The following is a 14,100-nucleotide window of genomic DNA, read 5'->3' on the forward strand; positions in this document are numbered from 1 at the left end:
GACGCTATTTCTTCAGCTGGTCGCGCAGGGCGGCGAGCTTGGCGAAAGGCGAATCCGGATCGAAGCGCTGCGGGCGCTCCTCGCGCGGCTTGCCCTGGAAGCTCGGCTTGCCGGCGGCATTTTCCTTGGCGTCCTGCCTGTTGCCTTTCCAGTCGGGCCGAGCCTCACGGCGCTCGGGGCGCTCGCCTTGCGGCCGTCCTTCGCGCCGTTCGCCGGTCTCGCGCTCCGGCCTGGGCTTGAACTTGCTGCGATCGAAGCGCGGCTTGCCGGCGCCGTCGCGCTGATCGCGTCGACCTTCTTGCCCTGACCGATTGCCGGGTTGTCCGCTTGCGGCATCGGCCTGGCCCTCGCGGGCAGCCTTCCCGGTGCGCGAACGGTTGTCGTGGTGGCGGTGGCGCGGGCGCTGGTGGTCGAAGCGGGCCTGGCGCCATAGCAGGATCGGCTTGGGTTCTTCCTGCTCGGACGGGCTTCCCGCGGTGTCAGCCTCGCCCGAAAGGCCGGCGCGCAACGGCGGGGCAGCGTCAGCGGCAGCAGTGCCTGCATCGTCGGCGCCATCACCCGCTTCGCTTCGCGCCGCGGCATCCCCCATCGAGGAGGAGGCAAGGGCGTCGGCGCTCTCGGCCGACTCGGGCACGGCGAAATTCTCCTCCGCAGGATGGGCCACTTCCGCAACCTCGACGGCAGCTTCTGCCGGCTCTTCCGCGACAGGTTCCGCTGCCGCTTCCGTGCCGGCTTCAGCGGCAACTTCGGGCGCTTCGACGACGCCTGCCGGCTCCGAACCTTCGACCGATGCTGCGGCAATCGCGTCTGTCGCCGCAGCTTCTGCTTGCGCCGCCTGGCTGGCGCGAGCCGCCTCTTCGGCCGCGAGCTTGGCCGCGGCGGCTTCGCGAGCCGCGTTGTCCTGCGCCTCCAGCTTGGCCTTCACCTCGGCCGCCGGCTTTGGTTCGGCGCGGTAGCCCAGGCCTTTGAGGATTTCTTCCATGTCGTCGGCGGTGGCGCCGAGGATCGACATCATCGGCGGCGTCACCATGAAGGCGTGGCCGTCATAGGCGCCGTCGGGACGCTGGCCGAGGCCGGGCTTCCAGTTGGTCGCCGGTCGGATGAGATCGGCCAGTCGCTCCAGTATGTCGACGCGAACGGCGCGGCGGCCGAGATTGCGGTAGCCGGCAAGCTTGTAGAAAGTCTTGTCGAAGGCTGGGTCGATGACCACGGATGTGCGGCCCGACGCCAGAGCGTGGACGACATCGCCAAAGCCGGGTTTGTCCTTGCCGTCGCTCTGCAGCGCCCAGAGCAGCGTGACCAGCCCGGCGGGCGCCGGCTTGATCAGCGCCGGCACGAAGACGTGGTAGGCGCCGAAGCGCACGCCAAGCCGGCGCAGCGCCGCACGTCCTTCCTGGTCGAGCGACTTCATCTCGTCGGCGATATCGCGGCGATTGATGAGGCCGAAATGCTCGACGAGCTGGAAGGCGATGCCGCGGCCGATGCCGGTGAGCTGCTCGGCGTTCTTGAGGTCGACCAGTGGCTTCAGGAGGGATTCGATCTGGTAGTTGACGAAGCGCTCGGCGCGCGCTGCCACCTTGTCGCGGGCCGGGCCGGTGAGCTGCTCGTCGGCGAGCAGCACCAGCCGCGGCTTCAACGCTTCGTCGCCGGAAACCAGTGTGCCGATGGGGGCGCCGATCCAGCGCAGGATGCCGTCCGAGCCAAGCGCCAGGTCGCCATTGGCGCAGGCGGCAAAGCGTTCGGCGCGTGCCTCGAACTCGGCCGCAAGCGCCTTCTGCGCGGCGGTGCGCACCGCCTTGGCGTCCTCGCCGCCGGCGCTCTGGTCGGCGGTGAAGCGGAAACCCTGCAACTCGCCGACATGATGGCCTTCGACGAGGACGGTTCCGGTTGGGCTGATTTCGGCTTCAGGCATGGTATTTTCTCTAAGGCGCCGCATGAGGACGGAAGTCCTGCGGTCTACGAAGCGTTTCGTCAACCGCTCATGCAACGCATCGGACAATCTGTCTTCGATTTCGCGTGTCTTTTCCCGCCAGTGTGCCTGATCGGCCAGCCAGCCTGGGCGGTTGGAGACGAAGGTCCAGGTGCGGATCTGGGCGATCCGGTGCGACAGCGTGTCGATATCGCCGTCCGTGGTGTCGGCGCGCCGAACCTGCTCGGCCATGTAGTTCTCATCGACATGGCCATGGCGGGCAAGATCCATGTAGATCGAGGCGATGAGGTCGGCGTGCTGAGCGGGCGCGATCTTGCGGTAGTCCGGCAGGGCGCAGGCCTCCCAGAGCAGCGCCACGCGCTCGGGGCTGTTGGCGAGCGCGCGGATATCCGCGTCACGAGACAGGTGCTCGAGCGCCTGGGCGTCTACTGCCGGAAGGGCGCGCGTCAGGCCTTCGACCGGCGCGTTGGTCTCGATCGAGCGCTTCAGCGCGTCGAGGCTGGCGAAATCGAAATCGGCGGTGCGCCACTGCAGCACCTTCACCGGGTCGAAATCGTGCGCCTCGATCTTCTTGACCAGATCCTCGTCGAACGGGTCGACCTGGCCGGTGACGCCGAACGTGCCGTCGCGCAGGTGCCGGCCGGCGCGGCCGGCGATCTGGCCGAGCTCGGCGGCGGTCAGATTGCGATATTGATAGCCGTCGAACTTGCGGTTCTGGGCAAAGGCGACGTGCTCGAGATCGAGGTTCAGCCCCATGCCGATGGCGTCGGTGGCGACGAGATAATCGACGTCGCCCGACTGGAACAGCGCCACCTGGGCATTGCGGGTGCGGGGCGAGAGCGCACCGAGCACGACGGCGGCACCGCCCTGCTGGCGGCGGATCAGTTCGGCGATGGCGTAGACTTCGTCGGCGGAGAAGGCGACGATCGCCGTGCGCCGCGGCAGGCGGGTGAGCTTCTTCGAGCCGGCATAGGCCAGGTGCGACAGCCGTGGCCGCGTCACCACCGACACGCCCTTCAGCAGTTTCTGCAGGATGCCGTGCATGGTTGCGGCGCCCAGCAGCAGTGTCTCCTGGCGACCGCGCAGATGCAGGATGCGGTCGGTGAAGATGTGGCCGCGTTCGAGGTCGCCGGCGAGTTGCACCTCGTCGATGGCCACGAAGGCAGCGTCGGTCTCGCGCGGCATGGCCTCGACGGTGCAGACCGAATATTTCGCGCTCGCCGGGACGATCTTCTCCTCGCCGGTGATCAGCGCCACCTTGTGGGCGCCGACCTTCTCGCAAACGCGGGTATAGACCTCGCGGGCGAGCAGCCTCAGCGGCAGGCCGATGACGCCGGTCTCGTGCGCCACCATGCGCTCGATGGCGAGATGGGTTTTGCCGGTGTTGGTCGGCCCCAGCACGGCCGTCACGTCGCGGCCCGAAAGGATCAGCGGCTTAGTATGTTTCGGCTGAATGTTCATCGGCTCGGAAATGAGGCTTTCTGCCGCTTGTTGTCGGGAACGCTGCGGTGCCGCCGCGTGTGACAGGCGACACATAGGGATTTCGGACGCGAAGCGAAAGCGGAATTGTTCCGGCGGAGGCCGGCGATGCTGCAATTCGCTGTCAGAAACCGCTGCCGATTAACCGTTGGAACGAGTCTGGAACGAATCGGCGACGAATCGCTGACTCGTCCTGATTCAGGGTTTGTTCACGGCTATATGTGGATTTTTTGACGATGAGTCTTACCACATGCTGAATCCCCGGATTGGCCCGTTTCGTGCTTGGACGAGCCACCTTCCGGCGCGGCGTTAACCTTTGCCGGCGAGGGCTGGCGACCTCCCCGCGCGTTGCTGTCAAGGTTATGAAATTATTGACGTTTCTTAATCGACGTTAACAATTCAGGCGTCATTTCGGGGCCGTCGCGTTAACGTTCCGGCCAAACCCGGAACGAATCGGCGACGAATCAGCGATCTGCAAGTTTTCCCGGTTTGTTCACCCCCAGATATGGTGTTGTGCACAGCTTGCGCACCGATAATTCACAGCTTGTGAACAGGCTTTCGCACAGGCCGCCGCGCGGCCGTTAACCTTTGCGTGCCGTCTTGAGGCATGCGCCGCGACCAGCCTGGCGGCGCCAACGAAACAGGCGGCCCGGTTGCTCCGGACCGCCTGCCAGCGATGTCGAAGGAAATCAGGCGAACAAGATCTCAGGCGAAATACTGGCCGCCATTGGCGGTGATCGTCGAGCCGGTGATGAAGCCGGCTTCGTCGGACGCCAGGAAGACGACGCAACGCGCGATCTCTTCCGGCTCGCCGAGGCGGCCGACCGGGATCTGCGGGATGATACGCTCGTTGAGCACCTTCTCGTCGATCGCCTTGACCATCTCGGTGGCGATGTAGCCGGGGCAGATGACGTTGACGGTGATGCCTGCGCGCGCGCCTTCCTGGGCCAGCGCCTTGGAGAAGCCGATGTCGCCGGCCTTGGCGGCGGAGTAGTTGGCCTGGCCGGCCTGCCCCTTCTGGCCATTGATGGAGGAAATGGTGATGACGCGGCCGAACTTGCGGTCGCGCATGCCGCCCCACAGCGGATGCGTCATGTTGAAGACGCCGGAGAGATTGGTGTCGACGACTTCCTTCCATTGGGCGGGCGTCATTTTGTGGAACATGGCGTCGCGGGTAATGCCGGCATTGTTGACCAGCACGCCGACCGGACCGAGATCGGCCTCGACCTGCTTGATGCCGGCCGCGCAGGCGTCGTAGTCGGCGACCGACCATTTGTAGACCGGGATGCCGGTCTCGGCCTTGAACTTCTCGGCCGCCGCGTCATTGCCGGCATAGTTCGCGGCAACCGAATAGCCGGCATTCTTCAAGGCCACCGATATCGCCGCACCGATACCGCGCGATCCGCCCGTGACGATTGCTACCTTGCTCATGAAATTTCCTCTCCCTAAAGATCTGGTGAATGGTCAATGGTGAATAGCGAACGGGTTCATGACGGTCGCGACCGGCCATTCACCATTTTGCCATTCACCATTCACTCTTTTCTCAGAGCGCTTCCACGCACATGGCGACGCCCATGCCGCCGCCGATGCACAGCGTCGCGAGACCCTTCTTGGCGCCGCGGCGACGCATCTCAAACACCAGCGTGTTGAAGACGCGGGCGCCGGAGGCGCCGATCGGATGGCCGATGGCGATCGCGCCGCCATTGACGTTGACGATCGCAGGATCCCAGCCCATGTCCTTGTTGACGGCGCAGGCCTGCGCGGCGAAGGCTTCGTTGGCCTCGACCAGATCGAGGTCGCCGACCGACCAGCCGGCCTTTTCCAGCGCCTTGCGCGACGCCGGGATCGGCCCCGTGCCCATGATCGTCGGATCGACGCCGGCGGTCGCCCAGGAGGCGATGCGCACGAGCGGCGTGATGCCGCGGCGGGCGGCCTCGGCTTCGCTCATCAGCAGTGCGCCGGCGGCGCCGTCATTGATGCCGGAGGCGTTGCCGGCCGTCACCGTGCCTTCCTTGTCGAAGGCAGGCTTCAGCTTGGTCATGCCATCCAGCGTCGCGCCGTGGCGGATGTATTCGTCCTGGTCGACGATGGTGTCGCCCTTTCTGCCCGCAACAGTGAACGCGACGATCTCGTCCTTGAACTTGCCGGCCTTCTGTGCCGCCTCGGCCTTGTTCTGGGAGGCCAGCGCGAACTGGTCCTGGTCGTCGCGGGTGATCTGGAACTGGCGGGCGACGTTCTCGGCGGTGGTGCCCATGTGATAGCCGTGGAAAGCATCCCACAAGCCGTCCTTGATCATGGTGTCGATCATCTTGTAGTCGCCCATCTTGACGCCGGCGCGCAGATGCTGGGCGTGCGGCGAGAGCGACATCGATTCCTGACCGCCGGCGACGATCACCTTGGCATCGCCGGAAGCGATCTGCTGCATGCCGAGCGCGATTGCCCTGAGGCCGGAGCCGCAAACCTGGTTGAGCCCCCAGGCAGTGGTCTCCTTGGGCAGGCCGGCCTTGATCGAAGCCTGACGGGCGGTGTTCTGTCCCTGGGCCGCGGTCAGCACCTGGCCGAGAATGACTTCGTCGACTTCCGAGGGCTGGACGTTGGCCCGCGCGAGCAATTCCTTGATCACCACGGCGCCGAGCTCATGCGCCGGCGTCGCGGCGAAACTGCCGTTGAAGGATCCGACCGCGGTGCGGGCGGCGCTGGCGACGACGATTGAATTGGAAGCAGCCATTTTCTTCTCCAGACTTCGAGTGTCGTTTCTCAGTATCTTTGAAGACTTTTCTTGCCCGTTACGGACCCCGAGTCAAACCGGAATTCGGCATAGCGGTCATGCGCGGCAAGCAGGACAGGGAGATCCGCGGCCACCGCCTGCCGCTGCTCCGCAGCATATTCTGCCCGGCTCTGCAGCATTAATTGATGCCGCACTGCACAAACCACTTGGAATTGCGACGCTTTTGCGCATATCCTTAACGGATGGCGCAATCGTTACCGGCTGCTTACTCTCAATGCGCCGGTATCCTGGGGAGGATACGGATGGCCAAGGACGACCCGATCGTCATCAAGAAATATGCCAACCGCCGGCTCTACAACACCGGCACCAGCACTTATGTGACGCTCGAGGATCTGGCCGACATGGTCAAGAAGGGCGAGGAGTTCACCGTTCAGGACGCCAAGACCGGCGACGACATCACGCATCCGGTGCTTACCCAGATCATTTTCGAGCTGGAGAACAAGGACGGGCAGAACATGCTGCCGATCCCGTTCCTGCGCCAGCTGATCTCGTTTTACGGCGACCAGATGCAGATGATCGTGCCGAGCTTCCTCGAACAGTCGATGATCGCCTTTTCCAAGGAGCAGGAGCGTTTTCGCGAGCAGATGAAGGGCGCCTTCGGCAAGACGCCGATGGACATGATGAAGACACCGATGAAGGCGCTGGAAGAACAGACGCGCCGCAACGTCGAGATGTTCCAGAACGCGATGCGCATGTTCACGCCGTTTCCGTCGGCCGGTCCAGGTTCCGCAGCGCCCGCTGAGCCGCCGAAGAAAGACGAGAAATCCGACGATCTGCAGGAATTGAAGGCGCAGATCGCAGCGATGCAGCGCAAGCTCGACACGATGTCCTGACGGTGTGCCATCGTTTCTGGCGGTCGCTCGCGTTTGTGGTTAGCCGAAAACGCCCCTCGCTTCGTCATCCTCGGGCTTGACCCGAGGATCCAGGGTACAACGGTGCAGAATTCTGTAATCGTTGCGACGCCTTAGTGTCACGGCATGGAGGGTTTGCGCGCGTCGCTTCGCTCCTGCTCCGCCCCTAGAACTGCTAACTTCCGGGAAGCTATCGTCCCGGTCCGACCGCTCCCTCATAGCGGGCGCGTGGCCTGATCGGGCGGTTGCTCGTCACCTGCTCGATCGCATGCGCCGTCCAGCCGACGCTGCGGCCAAGCGCGAACAGGCGGAACGGCGCGTCGGCGGGCAGTCGCAGGCCCCGCGTCAGTGCGGCCAGCGCGAAATCGATATTCGGCAGCAGGCCGGTCGCGGCAAGCACCGCCTCGCGCAGGCGTTGGAGCCCGGCATCGATCGCGAGGTCGGACAGCAGGGCTTCGGCGCGCGGGTCGCCCTCGGGATAGAGCGGGTGGCCAAACCCGGGCAACGGCCGATCCTGGGCAAGCCAGCGCGCGATCGCTTCGTCCGGGCCGAGCCGCTCGGCATCCTCGACCATTGCAATCGCCGCCGCGCCGGCTCCGCCGTGACGAGGGCCGGAGAGGGTCGCGAGGCCTGCGAGCAGGCACGCAGCGATCGGCGCACCGGTGGAGGCGGCAACGCGCGCGGCGAATGTCGATGCATTCAGCTCGTGATCGGCGAGCAGCACCAGCGCCCTGCGGATGCGATCGGCGCCGGCCTGGTCCGCCGACCAGCCATGCGCGAGCCTCTCGTGAGGCGGCGCCGAACCGGGGGCAGCGCCGAGCGCCGTGGCAAGTGCGCTGGTGGCGCTGGCGCCATCCTGCTGCAGCATGGCTGGCCTGCGGCCGAGCGAGGACCAGCCCTGGGCAGCCAGCGCCGACAACCTTGCAAATGCTGTGGGAGTGCCGCTCTGCCGAACGGCGGCAGAGGTCAGCGAAGCAAAGGAAACTGGTTTGTCGGAGGCCCAGAGCAGGCCGGCGGTTTCTTCCAGAGTGGCCGTCGCTGACAGCGCCGCCGCGTCCTTGCCGCGATAAACAAGGCGGCCATGCAGAACCGTCGAAATGGCGGTGGTGATCGCCGGCTCGCCCCAGGCGATGGCGCTCTCGGCGATCGCCTGCGGGCTTCGCCCGCGCGCCCTGCGGGTGGCGAGCGCGGCGATGTCGTCGGCGCGGTACTGACTGCGCCGCGGGTCGGCCGCGTCGGGCCGCATGCCGATGCGGCCCCGGCTGACATAGGCATAGAGCGTCTGCGGCCGAACGTTGAGCCGTTGAAGCGCTTCCTCCCTTGTCAGCCATTCCGACATCCCCGTTCCAGCCTCATATTGATTCAGTTGATCAAGATTGATGCATTGATTGCGCAGCATTAATTGCAATGCGCAAGAGGTCAAGGAGACGGTCATGGCAAACGGGCTCGATGATGTGGTGGCGGCCGACACGGTGCTTTCCGACGTCGATGGCGCGGCAGGTCATCTGACCATTCGAGGCTACTCGGTGACAGAACTCGCCGGCCGTTGGCGTTACAGCCAGGTCGTCCAGCTGCTGTTCCATGGCTTCTTCGACGGACTGCCGGCCGACGCCGAGTTGGAAAGGGCTATCGGCGCGGCGCGTGTCGAGGTGTTCGAGCGGCTGCAGCCGCTGCTCGCCCAACTTGCGCCGCTGGACATCTACAGCGCCATGCGGGCAGGCATCGCCGCGCTGCCGGATGGGGAGGGCCTTGCCGATGCGCTGAGGCTGATCGCGGCGCCGGCCGTGCTGACGCCGGCTCTGCTGCGGCTGCGCCGCGGCGAAAGCCCTGTCGCGCCGGACCAACGCGCCGATCACGCCACCGACATGCTAAGGATGCTTGGCGGCGGCCCAAGGCCGGCGCTTGCGAAGGCGCTCGACACCTATCTGGTGACGGTCTGCGACCACGGGCTCAATGCGTCAACCTTTGCGACACGCGTCGTGGCATCGACGCAGGCCGGGCTGACCTCGGCGATCCTGGCGGGCCTCGGCGCGCTGAAAGGTCCGCTGCATGGCGGCGCACCGGGGCCGGTGATCGAGATGCTCGATGCGATCGAAGCCAGCGGCGACGCTGCCGCCTGGTTGCGCGACGAGATCGCGCGCGGCGAGCGCATCATGGGTTTCGGACACCGCATCTACCGCGTGCGCGATCCGCGCGCCGATGTGCTGAAGGCGGTGAAGCGGCAACTGGGCGCGGCGGGCAAGGCCGGCAGCCGGCTGGCCTTTGCCGAGGCGGTGGAGCAGGCGGCGCTCGAGGTGCTTCGGGTCGCGAAGCCGCAGCGCTCGATCCAGACCAATGTCGAGTTCTACACGGCCCTGCTGCTCGAGGCCGCAGGCTTTCCGAAAGAGGCGTTCTCCAATGTCTTTGCCGCCGGCCGCGTCGCCGGCTGGATTGCGCATGCGCGCGAGCAGCAGGCGACCGGCCGTCTGATCCGGCCGCAATCGCACTATGTCGGACCGATGCCCGGTCTGGTCGCCTGAGGGTTGCAAGCCACAGCCTTGATGGCGCGCTTCCGCTCAGGATAGCGGAAGGCGCCTTTTCGTCGCAGAAATTTCATGTGATCACGCGAGCGTGTTCGTGTTCTTGCCTTGGTCCGCTCCTATATGCTGCACTGCAACATAGGTCGACGGCAGCTTGCTTCGTGCGATGACGCTGGGGCAGGCTGACGCATCAAGACGATAGGAACGCCATGACGAAGAACGGCGAGGCGGAAGACAACAAGAAGATCAACATCGCGCTGCAGGGTGGCGGCTCCCATGGCGCCTTCTCCTGGGGCGTGCTCGACCGCCTGCTGGAGGACGGACGGCTGGAGATCGCTGCCGTGTCCGGCACCAGCGCCGGCGCCATGAATGCCGTGGCGCTGGCCGACGGATTTGTGCGCGGTGGCGTCGAGGGCGCGCGCAAGAAGCTCGAGGATCTCTGGCGCGCCGTAGCTTCGAAAGGCCGCTTCAGCCCGGTGCAGCGCATGCCGTGGGACGTCCTGTGGGGCAACTGGTCGATCGAGAACACGCCCGGCTACCTGTTCTTCGACACCATGTCGCGGGTGTTTTCCCCCTATGTCGCCAATCCGCTCGGGCTTAACCCGCTGCGCGACGTGCTCAAGCAGGAAATCAACTTCTCCAACGTGCGCGCCTGCAAGGCGATGGAACTGTTCATCTCTGCGACGAATGTCGAAACCGGACAGTTGCATGTCTTTTCCGACGGCGAGATCGAGCTCGACACCGTGATGGCCTCGGCCTGCCTGCCGCAACTGTTCCGCGCCGTCGAGATCAAGGGCGTTCCCTACTGGGACGGCGGCTATGGCGGCAATCCGGCGCTCTACCCGTTCTTCAAGGCGACAGCGACCGAGGACGTGCTGCTGGTGCAGATCAACCCCGTGGTGCGCGAAGGCACGCCGAAAAGCGCCAACGAGATCCAGAACCGCATCGACGAGATCACCTTCAACGCCGGGCTGCTGCGCGAATTCCGCTCCATCGCCTTCGTCAAGGAGCTGATCGCCGCCGGCCGCCTGCCGCATGGCGAATACCGCGACATCCGCATGCACCGGATCGATGCCGACGAGGCGTTCAAGGACCTGTCGGCCTCATCCAAGATCAATGCAGAGTGGGCCTTCCTCGTCTATCTGCGCGACCTCGGCCGAAGCGCGGCGAGCGACTGGCTGGAGGAGAATTACGATGCCGTGGGCAAGCGCGCGACGCTCGACCTCTCGGGCGAGCTCGACGACGGCTTCAAGCCTGTGCGCGGCCCGGCGCCGGGCCGGCGGGTCAAGGAATTCCTCGCCGCTCGCATGAAGCCTGACGCGGCGCGGCGGCAGGCATAGAATTCTTCGCCTGTCCGTTCGGGTCTGGAGCAGTTCAGTCTATCGTGGGCGGACCGCTCGAACGGCTTTTACGCAATCGGCGCGACGTCTTCCCTTGCGGAAACCGCGGAGGCGCTGGATTCGTCGCTGTTCAGCGATATAGCTTACCTCGACGTAAACGGGAGGTGGCGATGCTGCAGACCGGACAGAATGCCCTTGCAGTCAGGTTTGAAGCGCAGGCCCGGGCCTTCGAGAGGGAGCCGTTCCCCGCTCTCGAGGTCCGCAAGGATAGGCTGAACCGTCTGCTGGCGCTCACCGAAAAGCATGAGGCCGAGATCTGCGCGGCGATCGACGGCGACTTTTGCGGCCGGGCACAACAGGAAACGCGGCTTGCCGAGCTGTTCGTCGTCCGTGCCGGGATCAGGCATGCCATTCGCCATCTGCGCGGCTGGATGCGCGAGCGCCGCCTCGCCACCAGCCTGCCGTTCCTGCCTGGGCGCAATCGCCTGCTGGCGCAGCCCTTGGGCGTCGTGGGCATCGTGTCGCCCTGGAACTATCCTTTCCAACTCGCCATCGCGCCGGCGACCGCGGCACTCGCCGCGGGCAACCGCGTGCTGATCAAGCCCTCCGAGCTGACACCGAAATTTTCGGACCTGCTTGCCCGGCTGGTCGAAGAACATTTTTCTCCCGACGAGATGAGCGTGGTGGTCGGCGACGCCGAAGCCGGCAAGGCATTCGTGTCGATGCCTTTCGATCATCTGCTGTTCACCGGCTCAACCGCGGTCGGCCGGCAGGTGGCGCTGGCGGCGGCGGCCAACCTGACACCGGTCACGCTCGAGCTCGGCGGCAAGTCGCCGGCGATCTTCGATCCGTCCTGCGATCTCGACGCGGCGGTCGCCAGCGTCGCCTACGGCAAGCTGCTCAACGCCGGCCAGACCTGCATCGCGCCGGACTACCTCATGGTCCCGCGCGGACAAGGGGCGACAGTCGCCGCCAAGCTGGCGGCAGCCATGGCGCGGCTCTATCCCAGCCTGCGCAACAACCCCGACTACACGGCCATCATCAGCGAGCGGCATCACAAGCGCCTGGGCGACATGGTCGCCGAGGCGCGCGAAAGCGGCGCCGAGGTCGTAGAGGTCAATCCGGCCAGGGAGGAGCTTGGCGTGACGGACCGCAAGATGTCGCCCGTGCTGGTCAGGAATGCCGGCGAGACTTTGCGGCTCATGCGCGAGGAAATCTTCGGGCCGGTGCTGCCGATCGTCGAATATGGCACCCTCGAGCAGGCCATCGATCACGTGAATCGGGCGGAGCGACCGCTTGCCCTTTACTGGTTCGGCAGCGACAGCGCCAATCGGCGACGGATGATGCGCGAAACCATTGCCGGCGGCGTCACGGTCAATGATTGCATGATGCATCTGGTGCAGGAGCGGCAGCCATTCGGCGGCGTCGGCGAGAGCGGCATGGGGGCCTACCACGGCGAATGGGGATTTCGGACCTTCAGCAAGGAAAAGCCGATCTTCGTGCAATCGAGGCTCAGCGCTGGCGGGCTTTTGCGTCCGCCCTATGGCAGACGGTTCGAGTGGCTGTTCCGACTGCTGAACCTGATCACCTGACGGCAGCTTTTCCGATATGGGCCGGTTCGCGCGAATTCGAGAACAAAGTTTCGCATCATCCTGACGCCTGCTGCCATTCGGCTTCCGAGCGAGAAAAACGCAGCGGCAGGCGCGGAAGCCGAAGAACGCGAAATACCTAGAGCGCGTCGCGGTGGAACGCAGCCATGCGCTGCGCTTCAGGTCTTAGTTTTGTGCATGTCGTTTTCGCAAAACAGCTGCACACGTTTGCGCGGCATGCAGTAACTCCGCAGGAAACATCAAAGTTTCTGACTGTTTTGGGTTGCAACTTTGCGGTAAGAAGCGCCCCGTCGCCGATCACGGCGAATTGAATTGGGCCCTGCGCGCACCCATATCGGCCGCGCGCCCGGGAGTCGGACGCGCCGACCTCGCCAGGCCCGCAACGGAAAAATGACGATGCCGAAAATCAGGTTTCACAAGCTTGCCGCTATTGCTGTGCTCATCGGCTTCGCAGCCTGGATGGGAACGGGCGAGTTCTCGTCCGTCGGCAGCAGCGCTGCCGCCGACGATCAGAAGACAGCTGATGCTTCGAAGCCCAAGCAGCCGGACGCCAAGCCGAAATCGGCCGAGGCCGAGCCGAAGGCACCGCTGCGCACGGTCGCGGTGGTGACGCCGCCGCGCAAGACCTATGCGCGGGCCATCCGCATCTCCGGGCTGACCGAGGCCGACAAGCGGGCGGTGCTGGCGACCCGCGTCGCCGGCGTGATCGACAAGCTGCCGGTCAGACAGGGCCAGCGCGTCAAGACGGGCGACCTGGTGCTGATGCTGGCCGCCGAAGAAAAGATCTCCAATGTCGACAACGCCAAGCAGCTGCTGGTGCAGCGCAAGGCCGAACTCGAAGCCGCCGAGCAGTTGGCCAAGACCGGCAACCTGCCCAAGCTGCAGCTCGACACCGCGCGCTCGAACCTGACGGCGGCGCAGTCGATGCTGGAAACGGCGCAAGCCGAACTCGACCGCAACGAGGTCAAGGCGCCATTCGACGGCGTCATCGACCGCGTGCCGGTGGAACTCGGCAGTTCGGTCATGCAGGGCGGCGAGGTCGCGACCATCCTCAAGCTCGATCCGGTGATCGCGCGCGGTGAGATCAGCGAGCGCGACCTGCGCTACGTCAAGATCGGCGACGAGGCCGATGTGCGCCTGGTCAACGACCAGAAGGTGACCGGCACGCTTCGCTACATCAGCCGCGACGCTTCTTCCCAGACCCGCACCTTCCGCGTCGAGGTGGCGATCCCGAATGGGGACGGCTCCATTCCGGCCGGCATGACGGCCGAGATCACGCTCAGCGCCGAGCCGACCGATGCGATCATGCTGCCGCGTTCGGTGGTGACGCTGGGCGACAAGGGCGATCTCGGCATTCGCGCGGTCGGCAAGGACGACAAGGTCGCGTTCTTCCCGATCGACCTCGTCGACGACACGCCCCAGGGGCTGGTGCTCGGCGGCATCCCGCAGGAGGCACGCATCATCGTGGCCGGCCAGGAGCTGGTGAAGGAAGGCGATCTGGTGAAGCCGGTCGAAGCAGACCAGGCGACCATCAGCAAGCTGATCGGCGAAGCCACCGCCGGCACGCAGTAGCGCGAGCACCC

9 protein-coding genes are annotated in these 14,100 nt (G+C 65.4%); 5 read left to right on the forward strand and 4 right to left on the reverse strand.

Annotation, left to right across the window (positions count from 1 at the left end; genetic code table 11):
• Positions 1–4: 4 nt before the first annotated feature.
• From EJ074_RS20095 to EJ074_RS20105, 3 genes are all read right to left on the reverse strand, one after another.
• Entirely contained in the window at positions 5–3,391 is a 3,387-nt protein-coding gene (locus tag EJ074_RS20095) for a helicase-related protein (protein ID WP_095804658.1), read from the reverse strand.
• Between the two features lie 723 nt (positions 3,392–4,114).
• Positions 4,115–4,840 carry an acetoacetyl-CoA reductase gene (gene phbB / locus EJ074_RS20100; protein WP_095804657.1) on the reverse strand — a complete coding sequence of 242 codons (726 nt, stop codon included), beginning with the start codon at positions 4,838–4,840 and terminating at the stop codon, positions 4,115–4,117.
• Positions 4,841–4,952: 112 nt separating this feature from the next.
• Positions 4,953–6,137 (reverse strand): acetyl-CoA C-acetyltransferase, encoded by a 1,185-nt coding sequence (locus EJ074_RS20105; protein ID WP_129553665.1) that lies wholly within the window; start codon positions 6,135–6,137, stop codon positions 4,953–4,955.
• 302 nt (positions 6,138–6,439) lie between these two features.
• On the opposite strand from EJ074_RS20105, the gene phaR reads away from it, so the two are divergent.
• On the forward strand, positions 6,440–7,030 hold the full coding sequence (gene phaR, locus EJ074_RS20110) for a polyhydroxyalkanoate synthesis repressor PhaR (protein WP_095804655.1): 591 nt from the start codon (positions 6,440–6,442) through the stop codon (positions 7,028–7,030).
• Between the two features lie 208 nt (positions 7,031–7,238).
• Here phaR and EJ074_RS20115 read toward each other — a convergent pair whose 3' ends face one another.
• Positions 7,239–8,387 carry a citrate synthase gene (locus EJ074_RS20115; protein WP_095804947.1) on the reverse strand — a complete coding sequence of 383 codons (1,149 nt, stop codon included), beginning with the start codon at positions 8,385–8,387 and terminating at the stop codon, positions 7,239–7,241.
• Positions 8,388–8,481: 94 nt separating this feature from the next.
• Between EJ074_RS20115 and EJ074_RS20120 the strand changes: the two genes are divergently transcribed.
• The 4 genes from EJ074_RS20120 (at position 8,482) to EJ074_RS20135 (ending at position 14,089) form a co-directional block, all read left to right on the forward strand.
• Entirely contained in the window at positions 8,482–9,567 is a 1,086-nt protein-coding gene (locus EJ074_RS20120; protein WP_095804654.1) for a citrate synthase/methylcitrate synthase, read from the forward strand.
• Positions 9,568–9,776: 209 nt separating this feature from the next.
• A complete protein-coding gene (locus EJ074_RS20125) occupies positions 9,777–10,907 on the forward strand; it encodes a patatin-like phospholipase family protein (protein ID WP_095804653.1) in 1,131 nt (376 codons plus the stop codon).
• A 170-nt stretch (positions 10,908–11,077) separates the two neighbouring features.
• Positions 11,078–12,499, forward strand: a complete 1,422-nt coding sequence (locus tag EJ074_RS20130; RefSeq protein WP_129553666.1) for a coniferyl aldehyde dehydrogenase — start codon at positions 11,078–11,080, stop codon at positions 12,497–12,499.
• Between the two features lie 414 nt (positions 12,500–12,913).
• On the forward strand, positions 12,914–14,089 hold the full coding sequence (locus EJ074_RS20135; protein ID WP_095804946.1) for an efflux RND transporter periplasmic adaptor subunit: 1,176 nt from the start codon (positions 12,914–12,916) through the stop codon (positions 14,087–14,089).
• The last annotated feature ends 11 nt before the right edge of the window (positions 14,090–14,100 follow it).

Origin of the sequence: Mesorhizobium sp. M3A.F.Ca.ET.080.04.2.1 (assembly GCF_003952525.1) — a bacterium.
Lineage (GTDB): Bacteria > Pseudomonadota > Alphaproteobacteria > Rhizobiales > Rhizobiaceae > Mesorhizobium.